17 protein-coding genes are annotated in these 19652 nt (G+C 34.0%); all 17 read left to right on the forward strand.

Annotated features, from left to right (window positions below; genetic code table 11):
- The 17 genes from pnp to NTX22_16535 all read left to right on the forward strand — a co-directional run bounded on the left by pnp (position 1) and on the right by NTX22_16535 (position 19642).
- Positions 1-2115, forward strand: a complete 2115-nt coding sequence (gene pnp, locus NTX22_16455) for a polyribonucleotide nucleotidyltransferase (GenBank protein ID MCX6152119.1) — start codon at positions 1-3, stop codon at positions 2113-2115.
- A gap of 100 nt (positions 2116-2215) precedes the next feature.
- Complete coding sequence (gene dusB / locus NTX22_16460; GenBank protein ID MCX6152120.1) at positions 2216-3286, forward strand: tRNA dihydrouridine synthase DusB; 1071 nt, start codon at positions 2216-2218, stop codon at positions 3284-3286.
- A gap of 26 nt (positions 3287-3312) precedes the next feature.
- Positions 3313-4899 carry an Rne/Rng family ribonuclease gene (locus NTX22_16465; protein ID MCX6152121.1) on the forward strand — a complete coding sequence of 529 codons (1587 nt, stop codon included), beginning with the start codon at positions 3313-3315 and terminating at the stop codon, positions 4897-4899.
- A gap of 158 nt (positions 4900-5057) precedes the next feature.
- Positions 5058-5705, forward strand: a complete 648-nt coding sequence (gene fsa / locus NTX22_16470) for a fructose-6-phosphate aldolase (protein ID MCX6152122.1) — start codon at positions 5058-5060, stop codon at positions 5703-5705.
- Between the two features lie 7 nt (positions 5706-5712).
- Positions 5713-6795 (forward strand): glycine cleavage system aminomethyltransferase GcvT, encoded by a 1083-nt coding sequence (gene gcvT / locus NTX22_16475; GenBank protein MCX6152123.1) that lies wholly within the window; start codon positions 5713-5715, stop codon positions 6793-6795.
- 22 nt (positions 6796-6817) lie between these two features.
- A complete protein-coding gene (locus tag NTX22_16480; protein MCX6152124.1) occupies positions 6818-7561 on the forward strand; it encodes a 2-phosphosulfolactate phosphatase in 744 nt (247 codons plus the stop codon).
- Positions 7562-7579: 18 nt separating this feature from the next.
- The gene (locus NTX22_16485; GenBank protein MCX6152125.1) at positions 7580-10030 is read left to right on the forward strand and encodes a DNA translocase FtsK 4TM domain-containing protein; all 2451 of its coding nucleotides are present in this window, start codon (positions 7580-7582) and stop codon (positions 10028-10030) included.
- A gap of 28 nt (positions 10031-10058) precedes the next feature.
- Entirely contained in the window at positions 10059-10685 is a 627-nt protein-coding gene (lolA, locus tag NTX22_16490; protein MCX6152126.1) for an outer membrane lipoprotein chaperone LolA, read from the forward strand.
- Positions 10672-11745 carry a lysylphosphatidylglycerol synthase transmembrane domain-containing protein gene (locus NTX22_16495; protein ID MCX6152127.1) on the forward strand — a complete coding sequence of 358 codons (1074 nt, stop codon included), beginning with the start codon at positions 10672-10674 and terminating at the stop codon, positions 11743-11745. Before lolA ends, NTX22_16495 begins: the two co-directional genes overlap by 14 nt.
- Positions 11742-12383 carry a hypothetical protein gene (locus tag NTX22_16500; GenBank protein ID MCX6152128.1) on the forward strand — a complete coding sequence of 214 codons (642 nt, stop codon included), beginning with the start codon at positions 11742-11744 and terminating at the stop codon, positions 12381-12383. Before NTX22_16495 ends, NTX22_16500 begins: the two co-directional genes overlap by 4 nt.
- Before the next feature lie 8 nt (positions 12384-12391).
- Positions 12392-13234, forward strand: a complete 843-nt coding sequence (gene uppP / locus NTX22_16505) for an undecaprenyl-diphosphatase UppP (GenBank protein MCX6152129.1) — start codon at positions 12392-12394, stop codon at positions 13232-13234.
- A gap of 89 nt (positions 13235-13323) precedes the next feature.
- Complete coding sequence (locus NTX22_16510) at positions 13324-14025, forward strand: peptidylprolyl isomerase (GenBank protein MCX6152130.1); 702 nt, start codon at positions 13324-13326, stop codon at positions 14023-14025.
- Between the two features lie 69 nt (positions 14026-14094).
- Positions 14095-15120: a DNA polymerase III subunit delta gene (gene holA, locus NTX22_16515; GenBank protein MCX6152131.1), complete on the forward strand. Its 1026-nt coding sequence runs from the start codon at positions 14095-14097 to the stop codon at positions 15118-15120.
- Positions 15121-15289: 169 nt separating this feature from the next.
- Complete coding sequence (locus NTX22_16520) at positions 15290-15871, forward strand: sigma-70 family RNA polymerase sigma factor (protein ID MCX6152132.1); 582 nt, start codon at positions 15290-15292, stop codon at positions 15869-15871.
- 5 nt (positions 15872-15876) lie between these two features.
- The gene (locus tag NTX22_16525; GenBank protein ID MCX6152133.1) at positions 15877-16542 is read left to right on the forward strand and encodes a hypothetical protein; all 666 of its coding nucleotides are present in this window, start codon (positions 15877-15879) and stop codon (positions 16540-16542) included.
- Positions 16543-16825: 283 nt separating this feature from the next.
- Positions 16826-17941, forward strand: coding sequence for an NAD(P)/FAD-dependent oxidoreductase (locus NTX22_16530; GenBank protein ID MCX6152134.1), 1116 nt, complete (start codon positions 16826-16828; stop codon positions 17939-17941).
- A gap of 105 nt (positions 17942-18046) precedes the next feature.
- A complete protein-coding gene (locus NTX22_16535; GenBank protein ID MCX6152135.1) occupies positions 18047-19642 on the forward strand; it encodes an ATP-binding protein in 1596 nt (531 codons plus the stop codon).
- Positions 19643-19652: the final 10 nt, after the last annotated feature.

The raw sequence follows: 19652 nt of genomic DNA on the forward strand, positions 1-19652 counted from the left end.
ATGGTATATACAAAAGAAGTTGAAATTGGCGGTAAGATTATTTCTATTGAAACCGGCAGATATGCTAAGCAAGCGGATGGTGCTGTTATGGTTCGCCTTGGCGATACGATGGTTTTTGTTAGCGCCGTTGCCTCGGATGAAGTAAAAGAGGATCAGGATTTTTTCCCTTTATCTGTTGAATACAGAGAAAAATCTTTCGCAGCCGGAAAAATTCCAGGTGGATTTTTCAAACGTGAAGGAAAGCCTTCTGAAAAAGAAGTTTTAAGTGCAAGATTAATTGATAGACCACTTCGCCCATTATTTAATAACAATTTTAAGAATGAAACTCAGGTTATTGCTTTCGTTTATTCATTCGATGGTGAAAATGAATCTGATATTCTTGGTGCAATCGGTGCATCAACGGCACTTACAATTTCAAGAATTCCTCTGCTAGAGCCAATTGGTGAAGTTAGAGTTGGAAGAATAAATAATCAGATAATTATAAATCCAACTTTGGCAGAAATTGCAATAAGTGATTATGAACTTATTGTTGCTGGTACAGCCGATTCTATTATGATGGTTGAAGGCGAAGGTAACGAAATTGGTGAAGTTGAACTTCTGGATGCTCTAAAAGTTGCGCACGAGGAAATTAAAAAACTGGTTCAAGTTCAGATTGAACTCAGAGAGTTATGCGGCAAACCTAAGATGGAAGTTGCGGTAAAAACTGTTGATGAAAATCTTGTTACTGATGTTAAAGCCCTTGCACATGATAAATATGCGGAAACAGTTTCAACAATTCTTGCAAAAGAAGAACGCTCGGCTAAGAATAAAGAAATAAACACTTTTGTACTTGAATCACTGAAAGAAAAATATCCCGATCAGGAAAAAGAAATTAAGCAACTGCTGCACGATACTGAAAAAGAATTAATGCGCAAAAGAATCCTTGATGAAGGCTTGCGTCTTGATGGAAGAAACACTACACAAATCCGTAATATTTCTATTGAGCTTGGTGTGCTACCTCGTACTCACGGATCAGCTTTGTTTACGAGAGGAGAAACACAAAGTTTAACAACACTTACGCTTGGTACTAAGAATGATGAACAGAAAATAGATGGTCTGCAGGAAGAGTACACTAAAAGATTTCTGCTGCACTATAATTTTCCTCCTTTTTCTGTTGGTGAAGTTGGAAGAATTTCCAATGTTGGAAGGAGAGAAGTTGGCCACGGAAATCTTGCTGAACGGGCAATTAAAAAGTTAATGCCCGATGAATTAAAATTTCCCTATACAGTACGCTTGAATTCAGACATACTTGAATCAAATGGTTCCTCTTCTATGGCAACAGTGTGTGCAGGTTCATTGGCTTTAATGGATGGTGGAGTTCCACTTAAAAAACAAGTTGCTGGTATTGCAATGGGATTAGTAAAGGAAGAGAATAAATTTTCAGTACTTTCAGATATTCTTGGTAATGAAGATCATCTTGGCGATATGGACTTTAAAGTTGCCGGAACCACAGATGGAATAACTGCCATCCAAATGGATATTAAGATTCAGGGAATCTCTTTTGAAATTATGGAAAAAGCTCTGGCTCAGGCAAAGGAAGGAAGATTTCACATCCTTTCCATTATGAACGAAGCTATTCTAAAACCAAAGGAAACAATTTCTAAGTATGCTCCAAGTTTGATAACAATTCAGATTCAAACTGATCAGATCGGATTGCTGATTGGACCAGGTGGAAAGACAGTTCAGGGACTTCAGAAGCTTTATGGTGTTGATATCAATATACAGGAAGACGGAACTGTAAGCATTGCAGCAGCGGATAGCGAAGCTGCACGTAAATGTAAAGATTACATCAAACTTCTTACTGCTACTCCAGAAATTGGTGAAGTTTATGAAGGAAGAGTTATTAAAATTATGGAGTTCGGTGCGTTTGTGGAATTTATGCCGGGCAAAGAAGGATTGCTTCACATTTCGCAAATAGATAATAAAAAGATTGCTAAAGTAACTGATGTTATGAAAGAAGGAGATACTTTTAAAGTTAAATTGTTGAAAGTTGAAAACGGAAAATACAGTTTAAGTAAAAAAGCTTTATTGGCTCCTGAAAAACCAATTAGAACAGAAGAACCAAAACAAGGTTAGTTCTTAAAATATTTTTTTTGAATAGTACTTTTTGACCATCCCCGGTCATCACCGCTTAATGATGAATTGATGCCGGGGTAAGTCATCTTCGGAAATAAAATTGAATATCGGGAAATTAAACCTGAATAATAGAGCCATCCTGGCACCTATGGTAGAGGTAACAGATGCGCCGCTACGACAGATATGCCGCGAATACGGTGCTGGGTTAACATTTACTCAAATGATTAGTGCAAAAGGAATATTTGAAAATTCTTTCTACTCCCTAAAAGCTCTTGCTTTTAATCGAAGTGAAAAGCCAATCGCCATTCAACTAATTGCAAACGAACCAGACTATTTAAAGAGAGCCATTAAAGAAGTAAAATCACTTCAACCGGATTTAATTGATTTAAATTGCGGATGTTCTGTTCCTCAGGTTTGCAAATTTGGTTTGGGGGCAGCAATTCTTGATGATCCAATCCTTCTTGCAAAACTTGTTAAATCCATGGTGGAGTCAGCCGGTGATATTCCGGTTTCCATAAAGATAAGATTGGGGCGGGATAAAAATAATATTACTGTTATGCGTAATGCAAAAATAATTGAAGAGAATGGGGCTTCTCTTATGAACATTCATGCAAGAACAAGAAATCAATCTTATTTAGAATTGCCTGATTGGAGCTGGATAAAAAGAGTAAAAGAAGAAGTTAATATTCCGGTTATGGGGAATGGTAATCTGTTTGAGCCAGAAGACTGCATAAATTTAATAAATGAAACCGGTTGCGATTTCGTTTTTATTGCAAGAGGCGCTTTAGGCAATCCTTTCATTTTTAAAAGATTTAACGCACTGTTAGAAACAGGTGTAGATCCCGGTCCACCAACTGTGGATGAAGTTGGCACGGTTGCATTAAGACATTTGAAATTAAATATAAAAGATTCCGGCGAAGAGCTTGGGATTAAAAAAGCACGGAAAAATTTGATTTGGTATTTTAGATTCTACAATGGCATTACTCATTTAATCAATACAATTTTTACAATTGATAATGCTGCATCTGTAGAACAATTTATTCTTGATCATATTGAGAAGATCAGGAACAATAATTATCCTGAAGAGAATTTCGATAAAATAACAAAGAGTTTCAATGAACGAGTTCTCTTTTGGTTAAATAACAATCAGCCCGTGGAAACAGTAAATTAATCGTTCATTTAAAGAGTGTTACTTTTATGGTAAAAGAAATTATTATAAATTCATCTACTTCGCAAACTCGCGTAGCTATTATCGAGGATAATTACTTAGTAGATTTTTTTGTTGACCATCCAGAAAAACGAAGGATGGTTGGCGATATTTATTTGGGCAAAGTGGCAAGAGTTCTACCAGGTATTAAAGCTGCTTTTATAGATATTGGTATGAAGCACGACGCCTTTCTTCACTTTTCGGATATTGGAGATAGGCTTGAAGGTTTGCAAAGTATTTTGGATGAGGATTCTGACATAGATGAAGATGATGACGAGCCATTTAACGGGCAAGCTCCAGCTAAAATAAGCCAGCCACAGGTTGATGAATATGCCAGAAGAGAGATTCCAATTCCAAAGCTTCACAAAGGGCAGGAAATTCTTATTCAGATTACAAAAGAACCAGTTGGAAATAAAGGAGTTCGGGTTACATCTTCAATTTCATTACCCGGAAGATTTTGCGTTCTTCTTCCATTTGATAATAAAATTGGTATCTCAAAAAAAATCTCAGACTTTAAAGAACGGCGTAGATTAAAATATATTGCAAGGGGAATAATCCCAGAGAACTGTGGATTGATTATTAGAACAGCAGCTAAAGAACAAACTGAAGAAGCTCTTTCTGAAGATTTAAAATACCTCTGGAAAACCTGGGAAGATCTGCAAGCTTCTGTTAAAACAGAAAAACCACCATCGTTGGTTTACCAGGATTTAAGCACTACTTCAAGTGTAATCAGAGATCTGTTTACCCCGGATGTTTCTAAGATATTCATCGATTCTAAAAAATTATACAAGCAGATTAAAAGTTATATCCATTTACTTCAGCCCTCACTTGAAGACAAAATAGAATTGTTTAGAGAACAATCATCTATTTTTGAATCTTTTAAGATTGAAGAGCAGATAAAAATGTTGATGGGACGCCGGGTTCCGCTTCCTGCGGGCGGATATATTATTATTGATCATACAGAAGCAATGGTTGTTGTTGATGTGAACAGTGGACGATATGCTGCAAAGAAAGAACAAGAATTGAATTCACTTAGAACTGATTTGGAAGCAGCCCGCGAAATTGCCCGGCAGCTTAGGTTAAGAGATATTGGTGGATTAATTGTAGTGGATTTTATTGATCTTGATGATGATAAAAATCGTAAGAAAATTTATGATGAACTTAAAAAAGAATTTAGAAAGGATAGAGCGAGAGTTTCTGTTTTACCAATGACTGAATTTGGTTTAGTTCAGATTACCAGGCAGCGCATCCGGGAGAACATTCTTCATATTATGAATGAGGTTTGCCCATTTTGTGCCGGGACCGGATTATTGACAAAAAAATCAAATCTTATTCACGAAATTGAAGAATGGTTGAAGCGATTTAAAAGAAGTTCAAGTGAAAAACTTCTTATTCTAAATGTTCATCCTTCTTTAGGTAAAATATTAAAACAAGGGAAAATTAAAACAATTACAAAATTACAATTCAAATTTTTTATTAAAATAAAATTAAATGAAATGGATTCCATAAATCCCGCTACATTCCAATTTGTTTCTGTAAAAACGCAGAAGGATTTAACGGCGGAATATATTTCGTAAAATTTTCATTCTGTGGATTTAGTTCCGGCATAATAGCCGGAACCATTCTAAAATTAGGATTCAACAACTTCTTTTGTCACCAAAATATCTTTTCGTAAATTTGGAATGGGTTTGTATTATCATAATATTATTTTTAGCCAACATAGAAAGAGAGAATTATGAAATTTTTTATCGATACCGCAAATATTGCTGAAATTAAAGAAGCAGCTTCTTTAGGAATTCTTGATGGTGTAACTACTAATCCATCTCTTGTTGCAAAAGAAGGGAAAGAATTCCGAGCCTTACTTAAGGAAATTCTTGAAATTGTTGACGGACCTATCAGCGCAGAAGTTATTTCAACAGATTATAATGGAATTCTAAAGGAAGCGCACGATCTGGCTTCCATGCATAAAAACATTGTTGTTAAAGTACCTTTAATTAAGGAAGGACTGAAAGCTGTAAAAACTTTATCCGATGAAGGGATAAATACAAATGTAACTTTGTGCTTCTCACCATCTCAGGCGTTATTAGCTGCAAAAGCTGGTGCAACTTACATTAGTCCATTTATTGGTAGATTAGATGATATAAGCATGAATGGAATGGATTTAATTCAACAAATAGTTCAGATTTACAGAAATTATGATTATAAAACAGAAGTTTTGGTTGCAAGCATTCGCCATCCAATGCATCTTGTTGAGGCTGCCTTAATTGGTGCCGATGTAGCTACAATGCCCTTTAGTGTTATAAATAAATTATTCAATCATCCTTTAACGGATCTTGGTTTACAAAGTTTTCTAAATGATTGGAAAAAACTACAACAAAAATAGATTGGTTATGAAAAAAACTACTCTTTATTCAGTACACGAAAAATTAGGCGCCAAGTTAATTGAATTTGCCGGTTATATGATGCCGGTTCAATATTCATCGATAATTGCAGAGCATAAAGCTATTCGCAATTCAGTTGGTGTTTTCGATGTTTCGCACATGGGCGAAATTTTTATCAAAGGTAAAAAAGCGCTCGACTTTGTTCAGCACATTACAATCAATGATGCTTCAAAGCTAACAAATGGAAGAGTTCAATACTCGGCTATGTGTTATCCTGATGGTGGAATTGTAGATGATCTTCTTGTTTATAAGCTAAACGATGAAGAATTTATGCTTGTTGTTAACGCTTCAAATAAACAAAAAGATTATAACTGGATGATTGAGAATAATAAATTTGGTGTTGAGATTCTTGATCTATCAGATGATTATACGCTGCTCGCGGTTCAGGGACCAAAATCCGGTGATGTTCTTCAGAAAATATGCAATCGAACATTGAATTTGGAATACTATCATTTCTTCGAAGCAAAATGTGCAAAAGTTAATATGATTGTTTCCCGAACTGGTTATACTGGTGAGCTTGGATATGAATTATATTTTAAAGGTGATGAAAAAGTGGCTGAAAATGTTTGGATGCATATCTTTGAAGCTGGCAGGGAATTCAATATTCAACCTATTGGATTAGGTGCAAGAGATTCCCTAAGACTTGAGATGGGTTTTTGTCTTTATGGAAACGATATTGATCAAACTACTAATCCTTTGGAAGCCGGACTCGGTTGGATAACTAAATTGAATAAAGAAAATTTTATTGCTAAAGATGCAATATTAAAAGTAAAAGCTGATGGTCTGAAAAGAAAGTTGGTTCCAATTATATCGGAAGAAAAATCTTTTCCACGCCACGGTTATGATTTAACTTTAGATGGTGATAAGGTTGGAACAATAACAAGCGGAACTGTAAGTCCTGTTTTGGAAAAAGCAATCGCACTTGGTTATGTCGATTCAAAATTTGTAAAAGATGATGCTCAAATTAATTTTTTAATCCGCGGTAAAGAAGTTCCGGCACGAATAACTAAATTACCGTTTGTAAAAAAGTAATATTTGGAAAGCTATTTAAAAAATGAAGATTAATATAAATTTTTCCCCTTCGCTTGTAGAAGAACTGTACTTTGCCGGTAAGAATACTGTTGTTATTGATGTTCTTAGGGCTACCACTACAATTGTAGAAGCGTTAAAAAATGGCGCTAAAGAAGTGATTCCTGTAAGTACTTTTGAGTTTGCTCAAAAAGCTTCTGGTAGTTTTTTTGGCGGGCAAACTCTTCTTGGTGGTGAAAGAAACACAAAAAAGATTGAGGGATTTAACTTAGGCAATTCACCATTGGAATATACCAAAGATGTAGTTAATGGAAAATCGATTATTCTTTTTACAACTAATGGTTCCAAATCAATTGTAAAAGCTAAGTTTTCAAAAAATCTTTTCATTTGTTCGTTTATTAATCTTCATACAGTTGCAAAACATACAGCTCAATTAGGTAATGATCTGGAAATTCTTTGCGCTGGAAGAAACGGTGGATTTAGTATTGAAGATTCAGTTTGTGCAGGCAAACTTGTTGCAGAAATTTTAACTCACAATAGCGAAGCTGTTCTGACAGATTCGGCTAAAGCGGGTTTAGTTTTATCCAAATCGTATGGCAAAAGTCTATTGAAAATTTTGAAAGAAAGTGAGCATGGTAAAATTTTAGTTGCAAATGGGTTTATGGATGATGTAAAATATTGTGCGCAGGTAGGTATTATTGATTTACTTCCGGTTTACAGCGAGGGAACAATTAAAATTCCAGCTAGTTTATCTAATGGAAACGTTTAAGTAAAAGTTAGTTAAAAAATGGCTCTTAAAAAAAAAATAAATAACTTAACTAACACAGAAAAATATTTTGTTGTTTCGGTAGAAAAAAAGAAAAAAATCCTTGGGATTTTTCTGCTGGTAATTTCACTGTTGTTATTTTTAAGTATAATTTCATACTCTTCAAAAGATCAAGCTAATCCTCCTTTGCAGCTTAAAGATTTTGTCCGGGTTTTCTCTCCAGATCCTTCATTTGCAAAACAGATTGATGAAACACAAAACTGGCTTTCGGTCTTTGGTGCATACATCTCTAACTTTTTTGTTAATGCTACTTTAGGATTTAGCTCGATTGTTTTTCCAATTATTATTTTTATCTGGAGTTTTGAAATTTTACGGAAAAACAAGAACACCAAATTCGCTTTAAGTTTATCCAACTTCTTAATTATTGCTGCTATTCTTATTGCTACTTTATTTGGTGTCCTACGGTTTAAATTAAATGTTTTTAGCAGTTTGAATGAACTATCCGGTAATGCTGGTGGTTTTCTTGGATTAACATTAAGTCGGTTGCTTGGTGGTTTAGGCAGTTTGATTCTACTATCAACATTAATACTTATTACTTTAATTATTGCAATTGATTTGAAACTTAGCAGGTTACTTGAGTTTTTTAAGAGCTTGTTTGAAAAAGATGAAACAAAATTATCAGCGGAAGAGCGCCAGTCAAAATCAGAAAAAAATCTTTCCAAAATAAAGGAGTTGAAAGAAGATAAACCTAAACGAACACGATTAATGAAGTTTAAAAATGATGAAGCTGAAGCTGCTGAACAGGGCGAGGAAACCAAGATTCGAATAGTCCGTTCTGAAGAACCGAAAACTGTTGAAGAAAAAGTTGAAGAGAAAGATGTTAAATCTGAACAGAAAAAGGAAGACAAGAAAAAAACTGACACTCAATCAATCCAGGAAATTGATAAAGACATAGAAGCCAGGCTTCCTAATCAATGGGATGAAATTATAAATTACAAAAAACCACCAATTACATTACTCGATCCTGCGCCGGAAGAAAATTATAAAGTTGCAGAAGAAGAATTAAAAAAGAATGCTGAACTGTTAAAAGAAAAATTATCTTTGTTCGATATTAAAATTGAGGATATTACGGTTACACCGGGACCAGTAGTTACACTTTATGAAATTGTTCCTGAACCCGGCGTTAAGATAAGCAGGATTGTTAGTCTGGAGCACGATATTGCTCTTGCGCTTGCCGCAAGAGGAATAAGAATAATTGCTCCAATTCCTGGAAAAAGTGCAATTGGTGTAGAAATACCAAATGCTGAAGCAGCTTTGGTTAATGCCCGTTCGGTACTTTCAAAATCAGGCGAGATAAAAGATGAACTTCCACTTGCCATTGGAAAAACAATAGTAGGTGATGTTCTTATAACCGACCTTGCAAAAATGCCGCACCTGCTTATTGCCGGTTCAACTGGTTCCGGAAAAAGTGTTGGAATAAATATGATTATCTGCAGCTTGCTTTTTTCCAAGGATCCATCAGATGTAAAGTTTGTTATTATCGATCCAAAAAAGATTGAGCTTTCTTTCTACCAGAAATTAAACAAACATTTTCTTGCTGTTTCACCTGATCTGGATGAAGAGATAATTACGACTCCACAAAATTCTGTTCTGGTACTTAAATCAGTTGAATATGAAATGGAAAAAAGGTACAACCGCCTTGCTAAAGCAGGAGTTAGAAATATTGTAGATTATAATCAGAAAGTTGCTGATCCTAAAAGACGACCAAAAGATACCGATGAAGTGCAGCATTATAAAATGCCATATATAATTGTAATAATTGATGAGCTGGCTGATTTGATGATAACAGCAAGCAAGGAAGTGGAAGAGCCAATTGCGCGCCTTGCTCAATTAGCACGTGCAGTTGGAATTCATTTGGTGCTTGCAACTCAGCGTCCATCTGTAAATGTTATTACCGGTGTTATTAAAGCCAATTTTTCTGCAAGGATGGCTTACCAGGTTGCAACAAAAGTTGATTCGAGAACTATCCTGGATATGAACGGTGCCGAACAATTGCTTGGAAGAGGAGATATGTTGTTCCTTCCATCAGGAACACCTAAACCGATTCGTGTTCAGAATGCTTTTATTTCTACAGAAGAAGTTGAAAGAATAACAAACCATATTTATTCGCAGCCAGGATATTCTAAAAGATATTTCCTTCCGTCGCTTTATGAAAAGAAGAAAGAATCAGAAGGTGGATTTCTTGCCGACCGTGATCCGATGTTTGATGACGCAGCTAAAGTAATTGTTAGACATCAGCAGGGTTCTGTTTCGCTTTTACAAAGACGTCTTAAACTTGGCTATTCCAGGGCAGCAAGAATTGTTGATCAGCTTGAAGAAGCTGGAATTGTGGGTCCTGCCGATGGAAGCAAGGTGCGTTCAGTTTTGGTAGATGATGAGCAACAATTGGAAACAATATTACGCAGTCTTTAGTATAACATTCAACTTTTGGATGATTGAAATGAAAAATATCTTTAAATTAATTTTAATACTGATGATGCCAGCAGTTTTGCTTTGTCAGAATGGAAATCAGGTATTAAAAAACCTTCAAACTAAGTTTGAATCTATCACCAATTTCAGCTCTGAGTTTTCACAATCCAGCAGATTTGCTGATAGTAAAAAACCAATTACTTACTTGGGAAAATTCTTTTTTGAAAAGGAAAATAAATACAGAATTGAACTGAAGAATTCTGAAATAATTTCTGATGGTAAAACCATTTGGAATTATAACAAAGCTGCAAAAAAAGTAATACTTGGCAACGCTGAAGATAATTCTTCTTCATTTTCTTTAAAAAATATTGTTTATGAATATCCCTCCCAGAGTAATGTAGAATATGTTGGCAAAGAAACAATGGATGGAAAATCCTGCGAAGTTATCCGTTTAACTCCCAAAGAAAGGAAGAAAAGTTTTGAAGCAATAAAAATTTGGGTGGATGATTCCAATCTTATTAAAAAAGTTGAAATAAGTGATAATAATGGAGCGACCTTAGAATTTGAACTTTCCAATATAAAATTGAACCAAAAAATTTCTAACGACAAATTCAATTTCAGCCCAACAAAAGGAATAGAAGTTATTGACCTCAGATAACAAGACAAGTTTTACAATTAAGCAAACCACCGGGGTTATTATTTCTCTCCTGCTTACCGCAATTTTTTTGTACATTGCTTTTCATGGTGTAAATTTCAGTCGTATCATTAATCTAATTTCTCAATCTTCTATTTTCTGGATAATAGTTTTAATTCTTTCGTTATTGCTCTCCCATTTCTTAAGGGCAGTCCGTTGGAAAATCATTATTGGTTCAGTCAAACCAAATGCATCTTTATTAAATTTATTTGGAGCATTAATGGTTGGGTATGGTGTTAACTGTGCTATACCACGCCTTGGTGAAGTTTCCCGTGCGGTTGTTTTAGGTAGATGGGAAAAATTGTCCAGATCTTCTTTGTTCGGAACGGTAATAGTGGAAAGAGTAATTGATATTTTGGCTTTTGCTGCAACAGTTGTAATTAGTGCTTTTATCTGGACTGGAAATCTATATGCAAATTTCCCCTGGTTAAAAACTTCAATATATATTGTTACAGTTTTGATGGTTGCAATTATTTTATTCCTCTTCCTATTGATTGAAATGAAAGAGAAATTGTCTAAGGTAATTGTTAGAATTATTGGGAAAGTTTCCGAAAAATTCGCTAACAAAATTGCTTACATTTTCGAAATGCTATTGATGGGATTTGGAAGTTTAAAGGGAATTAGGAATTATTTCCTTACCGTGTTGATTACTGTAATTATTCTTTTAATTTACGCGCTTAATTCATACATCGGATTTCTGATTGTTGGGATGGAAAATATTACTTCCGTAAACTACGGTATGGCTTGGATGGTTATGAGTATTAGTTCAATAGGAGTTATTATTCCCACACCTGGGGGTACCGGTTCCTACCACACACTTGCCAAATCGGTACTGGTATTATTGTTTGGTTTTGGAGAAGAAATAAGTCTTGCATATGCCATTGTTACACATATTGTATCATATTTGCTTTTTGTTGTTACTGCACTTGTTTTTTTCTTTTGGCTGGATAAAAAATATGCTAAACGTAATGGAAGAAGAGAAAAATTTTCTGATATTATTAAAACACAAATGGATGAAGAATGAAAAAATTACTATTACTACTTTTTTTTGTTAGTATAGAATTAAACGCACAAATTGATATTAGTGCAGGTATGGGCATTAATTTTTCATCAATGGCTTCATTGAACGATTATATAAGCGCACTGAATCCCTCCAACCAGCTTACAACATTTAATTCCAACGTTGAGTTTTATGGCGAGGTTGGTTATTTATATTCAAACAGTTTTCTTTTAGCGCTTGATTATTCATTCTCGATTTTTTCTTATACTAATCAATATGCGGGAATTGGAAAATATGAATTAGCATTTAATCAGCATTCTCCAACAGTAATGGCTTATTACCATATTAAAGGTGATGGATATAAATTTAAATTAGGTGGGGGATTAGGTTTAAGATATGTTTCACTTTCCGAAACACTACCGCAATCTAACTCATCAAAAAACTACACAGCAACTGGATTTGGTATTCTGTTAAAGGCAGAAGGGAACACTTCTATTGGAAAAAATATTTATGCTACCATTGCACTAATTTTAAAAATGGATTATCCAGGCGTACCAAAGTCCGGCGGTACTTCTTTATCTTACAATCCTTCAAGCATCCAGGATGTAAATGTTAATGCTGTATCCGGTGGAATTAGACTTGGAATACTCTACACTTTTTAAGAGGAACTATGAACATTATTGAAGCGATAATTCTGGGTGTTGTTCAAGGACTTACAGAATTTTTACCGATAAGCAGCACAGCTCATTTAACAATTGCTGGTAAGTTGATGAATGTAATTTCTCAGGCAAATCCGGAAAGATGGACGGCATTTATCGCAGTTATCCAGTTAGGAACGATGTTAGCGGTGGTAATTTATTTCTGGCTGGACCTTTGGAAAATAATAACTGAGTTTTTAAGCAACAACTTTTTTAAAAGAAAAAAATTTGCAGAACAAACATTAAATTCCAAAATGGGATGGTATATTCTAATTGGTACTTTACCAATCGTTATTCTTGGATTAAGTTTTAAAAATGCAATAGAAGGTGCACTTACTAAAAATTTATTGGTAATTTCCATAAGTTTGATTGCACTTGCAGTCTTACTTGCAATCGCAGAAAAAGTTAGCAAGTATGTAAAAGATATTCATCAGGTAAAATGGTATGATGCTTTACTCGTTGGTTTTGGTCAGGCGATGGCATTAATTCCTGGAGCATCGCGTTCCGGTACAACAATTACAGCCGGATTATTTTTAGGATTCAACAGAGAAACCGCAGCAAGATTTTCATTTTTGCTTAGCATTCCAGCGGTTTTAGCAAGCGGTTTGCTTGAGCTTAAAGAATCATTACCATACATAAATTTATCCGATATTGTAAATCTCAGCGCCGCCGCTTTAGCGGCTGGCATCAGCGGTTATTTGGCAATTGATTTTCTTTTAAAGTTTCTTAGAAAAAATTCAACTTTCATTTTTATATATTACAGAATAATTTTGGGTGTTGGAATTTTGTTATTGCTTGGGTTACATTATGTTTAACCAAGCTTGGAATGTAAATATGGCTAATTACATTTCGCCCTTTCCAACATTTCATTAACAAATATTTGAAATAATATAAAGGAGTAACAATGTTTAAATCTCTAATTTCAGTTTTCTTAGTAATGCTTATACTTGGTTGCAATAATTCAAAAAAAACAGAAGGTGCAGCGATGCAAGAAGCTGATTCAACAAAATCAAAGGAGTCAACTGTGGACATGAATTCAATTGAAAAAGTAATTAGTAAAACTCCAGACTCAATAACTGTTGCCACAATCACTACAAAACTTGGTAATATTGAAGTAGAGTTATATACTAACGATGCACCAAAAACCACACGTAATTTTATTGGGTTAAGCATGATGGGATTTTTCAATAACATTATATTCCACAGGGTTTCCAAAGGATTTGTAATTCAAGGTGGCGATCCTACAGGAAGTGGCAGCGGTGGCTCAAGCATTTATGGTGGTGAGTTTGAAGACGAATTAAATCCTGAAACAAATAGTTATAAAAACGGATATGACCGTGGTGTACTTGCAATGGCTAACAAAGGTGAAAACACAAATACCTCCCAGTTTTTCATTATGCTTAGCGATGTACCACAAATGCCAAAAAAATATACAATCTTTGGCAAAGTAATTAAAGGAATGAATGTGGTTGATAAAATAGCTGCTGGTAAAATTGTTCCTCAAATGGGTCCAACCGATGGTAAACCAGAACAACCAATCGCAATGGAAAAAGTATCCGTTGAAAAACGGGTTTCTAAAATCAACAGCATTTTTGATACAAAATAAATATTGTGAATCGACATAACTTGCCGGCTTGTAATTCATGAGTCAAGTTATGTCAATTCTTTTAATACAATGGCTAAAAAGAAAGTAGAAGTACCATCCATATATACAATAGGAAAGTTTCTAAAAAAAGAAACTCTGCTTCCAATCTATTGTTTTTATGGTGATGATACTTTTAGTATTGAAAACGCGGTTAAAGCTGTGGAAAAAGTTGTTGATCCATTTTTAACCTCCGACTTTGATAAAGAAATTATTAACGCAGAAGAAAGAACAGTTGTTGAAGTGATCGATTTAGCTTTAGCTTTTCCATTTGGTTCAGAAAAGAAATTAATAATTCTAAAAGATTTTGATGAACTAAAAGGAGATAAAAAACAATTTGCTCCATATGTAAAAAATCCTTCTGCATCAACAGTAATGCTGATTACAAAATATGGTAATATTGCTAATCTTGAGGCAGAACCATTTGCCGCACTTCTTGATAAGAATTTTCTGTTTGAAGCTAATGAGTTAAAAGGAAAAGATCTTTCAAGTTGGATAGTTAAATTCGCAGCGAAAAATGGAAAAATTATTTCCACAGAAAATGCTGAACTTTTAATTGATACTGTTGGTGACAACAGAACACTGATTGAAATGCAGCTTCAGAAAATATTTACGTACCTTGGCGATAATAAAGAAATTAGACTTGATGTTATTAAGAGTGTTGCTTCCCAGCTAAAAGAATATATCATTTTTGATTTGCTTAATGCAGTTGGCAGCAGAAATAAATCAAAAGCAGTTGAGGTTCTTTTTAATCTACTTGCACAGGGGGATGAAGATAAGCAAGCACTTTTTATTCTTGCTATGCTTAATAAATACTTTACCAGCATCGCTCAAATTCCAGAGTTAGAAAAGGATAATATTACCGAACAGGCTAAAGCAAGAATTATTGGAACTCATCCTTACTATTATAAGGAATACGTGAAGGCAAGTAATTTTTATAAGGAACCAAAGATTCTTAAAATTAGCAGAGCATTGCTAAATGCTGATGTTACTATGAAAACAACTTCAACAGATACTAAGACTGTAATGCTAATGCTTTTAGCAGAAATATTTCAATGATTGGTTAAAGTGATTAGATTGCTTGATCATTTTAAATTTGATAACTTATTTATTTTTATCAAACAAAAGCCCAGCTATTGAGTACGGAATCCTTGCTTTTGCTCACTCATTTCTGTAAAATTGACCTGAAAAATCTGAAACAATTTTTAACTATAAGAGTATAATATCATTGTTGAACAATTTATCAACGCTTACTGACGAACAACTTATAAGCGAGTTTCAAATTAATAATACAGTTGAAGCTTATGAGCTACTGGTTAAGCGATACAAAGACCCGTTGATGAACTTCGTTTACCGCTTTGTTGGCGATAGGGATGTAAGTTCTGATGTTGTTCAGGATACAATGATTCGTTTTTATCTGAATAAAGATTCTTATAAATCCTTTGCAAAGTTCTCTACATGGATTTATACAATTGCTACTAATCTGGCTAAAAATGAATTGAAAAGAAGGAAAAGGAAAAGACTTTTTTCTATAGATAATGATGATGATGAACAAGAAATAGTTATTAAAGATAATGCAGCTTTACCGGATGTTCTTGCGGATAGTGAATTAAAGAACCGGATAATTGAAAAAGCACTTTCCAAAGTAAAACCTGTTTATAGAGAAGTTGTTATACTTAGAGATGTGCAGGACTTATCATACGAGGAAATAGCAGAAATTACGGGTTTATCAATTGGAACCGTTAAATCGAGAATTAATCGTGGAAGAACACAACTACAAAAATTGTTAAAATTTATATACCATGAGTAACGCCTATGTTAAAAAATTACAATGATGAAAAATTTACTAATGTGATAAATTCACTAAGGGAATTGCCACACATACCTGCTCCAAACGATTTTGAAGTAAATCTAAAAAGGGAACTGAATACTGTTTCGCAAATACCTCTTCCAAAACCTGTGCGATACTATTCGTTTTCTAGGAAATTTGCTCCTGCATTTGGATTAGCAGCAATTTTATTTTTAATCTTTTTGATGATCTTGAACCAAGGTCCATCTGAAATTGAAAACCCATTTTTAAAACCGCCATCTTTACGCACTTCTTCCAGTAATCTTAAAAGTGAACAGCTCAATAATCAAATAATAATTACTGAAAACGATGTTGTGATCGATAAAACAAAACCTTTGGAGGTAAAATCCTCCGCTTCAGGTCCAGTTTTAAATAACTTAACAAAACCGGAATTTGCTGCTGAAAGTAAGAAGAATAAATTTATTGATTTAATTTATGCTACAACGGATGAAAATAACATCGATAAAAGTTTACGCGTAAAACCTGGTAGCAAAACACTTAATAATAATAATACCGGTCAAACTGTAGATTTTAATGGATTTAATATTATTCAAGATGAAGACCAGACGATGGATGAACTTAGAGCCAGAATGGATTCTTTAAAGAAAGAGACAAAGGGAAAAAATAAATAGTGATAATGTAAATCTCATTTTCCAATAATTACAAAGATTCCCATTCGGAAGGAACAGGGGACTATTTTGGGGAAGTCAATTCGCAGCTAAAAGTTATCCCGCGGGTAATTATATGAAACAGTTTTTGTGATTTGTTAATTAACTTTTAGATCGAAGAATCTTGTGTACCTATCAGTTTATTGCATACAACGTGGAGCTTACTCCAAAATCATTAACAAATAATTTTAATATAACTTTACAGAGTTTCCTGAATTACTTAAGTTTGGATTAAAAATAGGTAGATATGGATTTCGATACACTTATTATTGGTGCCGGCGTTGTTGGACTTGCGACTTCCGAAATTTTTTCCAAAAATAATCAACGCGTTTTGGTTGTTGAAAAAGAAAACAAGATTGGGACTGGTGTTTCCAGCCGAAACAGCGAAGTAATCCATGCTGGAATTTATTATCCAAAGGATTCGCTAAAATCTCTGCTTTGCATCCGTGGCAAAATTCTTTTGTACGAATGGTGTTTGAACCATAAAGTTTCCCACTGCCGTTTAGGTAAATACATTATAGCAATAAACGATGAAGAAAAAGCAAGATTAGAAATGATAAAGGAGAATGCCGGCAATGCTGGTATGGATGAACTTTATTTTGCAACATCCGAAAAAATAAATGAAGACGAGCCGGAAATTCATTCTGTTGGTGGTTTGTATTCTCCAACAAGCGGGATCATTTCTGCACACGGGCTTATGGATTCGCTTAAGGTAAAATCCCAACAACATGGAACTGATTTTCTCTTTTGTTCTAAAGTAAAAAGCATTACAAAAAATTCTCAATCCACCGGTTACTTTGTGGAAATAACTGATGCATCAAATCAAGCAAGTGAAATTGAAGTTGCAAAAATAATTAATTGTGCTGGTTTGTACGCTGATGAAGTAGCTTTAATTCTTGGTGTTGATGATGCCTCCTATAAGCAGAAATTTGTAAAAGGAAATTACTTTAAACTATCCGCACGTAAATACAAGTTTAATCATTTGGTTTATCCGGTACCACTTCCAAAACTACACGGACTTGGGGTTCACATCACTTTAGGATTAGAGGGGGAAGTTAAGTTTGGTCCTGATGTTGAAAATTTAGCTGTAAGAATTGAAGAATATTCAGTTGATGAAAATAGAAAAACTGCTTTTTATGAAGCGATAAAAACTTACTTACCAAAAATTGAAATGGATGATTTAATAGAAGATATGTCAGGGATAAGACCCCGGCTTGCTGCTGATAAAGAATTCAATGATTTTATTATCAATGAAGAATTCAACCGTAACTTACCAGGAATTATTAATTGTGTTGGAATAGAATCGCCAGGACTTACAGCCTCACTTGCAATTGCAGAATATATTTATGGAAGATTCAACTAATTACTTAAACTTATCTTCCATTTTTATTTGAATGACTGTTATGATAGTTTTCTCACTTTTTCACTATATTGCGTTTGAATTTTCCGTATTCATTTGAGGCAAAAAATGTGCGAAAATAAAAGTCTTAACCAGGCAGCAAACAATGCGGATCAAAATAAAATTGATAAAGATGATTCGACGGAATTAACTCCTATGCAAAATAAAGATCAGGAAATTATTGAACTTAAGAAATCCCTCGACAGGTTTATTCAAATAACTTCAAAGATAAATGAATTCCTTTGGTCAGTGATTTATGTTGATGGAATTGAAGATGTGTTTTACACATTATCCCTGGAAAAAATTACAGGCTACACTCCAGAAGAACTTAAAAAAATGCCTGGTAGGGGTTTAAATTTAGTATTTGGTGAAGATGCTGCTTTAGTAAAAGATAAACTCTCACAATTTGAAAAAGATCCCAATCAATTGTCTATCGACCTGATCTATAGGATTGTTAAAAAATCCGGTGAACCAGTTTGGCTTAAGGAAAGTATTGTAGTTGAAAGAGACAAGTTTGGAAAAATAACCCGGTACGATGGAATTGTTTCCGATATATCTGAGATTAAAAAAATTGAAGATGCTTTAAAAAAGTCAGAAGATTCACTAGTTCAATCAAATAAATCAAAGGATAGATTTATATCAATCATCTCTCACGATCTGCGTGCCCCGTTTACAAGCATTTTAGGATTTGCAGAAATATTATTAAATGAATCGGATCTATCAGCAAATGATAAACGTGAATATTTGAATTACATTTATGAATCATCACAAAATCAATTGCAACTTGTTAATTATCTTCTGGATTATTCCCGGTTGCAAACCGGCAGAACAAAACTGGAACTACAAAGAATAAAAGCAAAAACACTGGTTTATAGCTGTGTATCTGCTCTAACTGGAAATGCTATGAGAAAAGATATTACTATTAAGACTTTTGCTCCGGCGGATATTCATATACAAGCTGATGAACGATTGATTACCCAGGCACTTACTAATCTTTTAAGTAATGCAATAAAATTTACTGAGGAAGGTAAATCGATTGAAGTTTCCGTAAATGTTTTTAAGAAAGGTTGGATAGAGTTTGTTGTTAAAGATGAGGGATTAGGTATTTCAGAAGCAAATAAACCAAAAATTTTTCAATTTGATCAAAAAATTTCTACTGAAGGGACTAAAGGAGAAAAAGGAACTGGTTTAGGTTTAACTCTTGTTAAGGAAATAATTGAAAAACATAATGGAGATATTTGGTTTTACTCCGAATTAGGCAACGGAAGTGAATTTCATTTTACAATATCCGAAGCTACCAACACTATAATTCTTGTAGAAGATGAAAACGCTTCAATGATATTATGGAAGAAATTGATAAATAGAAATCTTCCAAATTTTGAAGTTATAACAGCAAGCAATGGTTACGAAGCGATAGGAATTATACAAAAACAAATCCCAACTATTGTAGTTACTGATCATCAAATGCCGTTAATGAACGGAATTCAACTGATTACATCTTTACGAAAAAAAGATGAGAATTTTAGGATTCCTGTAATTGTAATTTCTGGGGTTGAAATTGAAGAGATAAAAGAAAAATATTTGAAGCTGGGGGTAGAAACAATTCTTTCTAAACCAGTTGACCTTAAACAATTTCAAGAGATACTTTTAAAGTTGGCGAATTAATTATCTCCAA

The sequence above is a fragment of the Ignavibacteriales bacterium genome (assembly GCA_026390815.1).
GTDB lineage: Bacteria > Bacteroidota > Ignavibacteria > Ignavibacteriales > SURF-24 > JAPLFH01.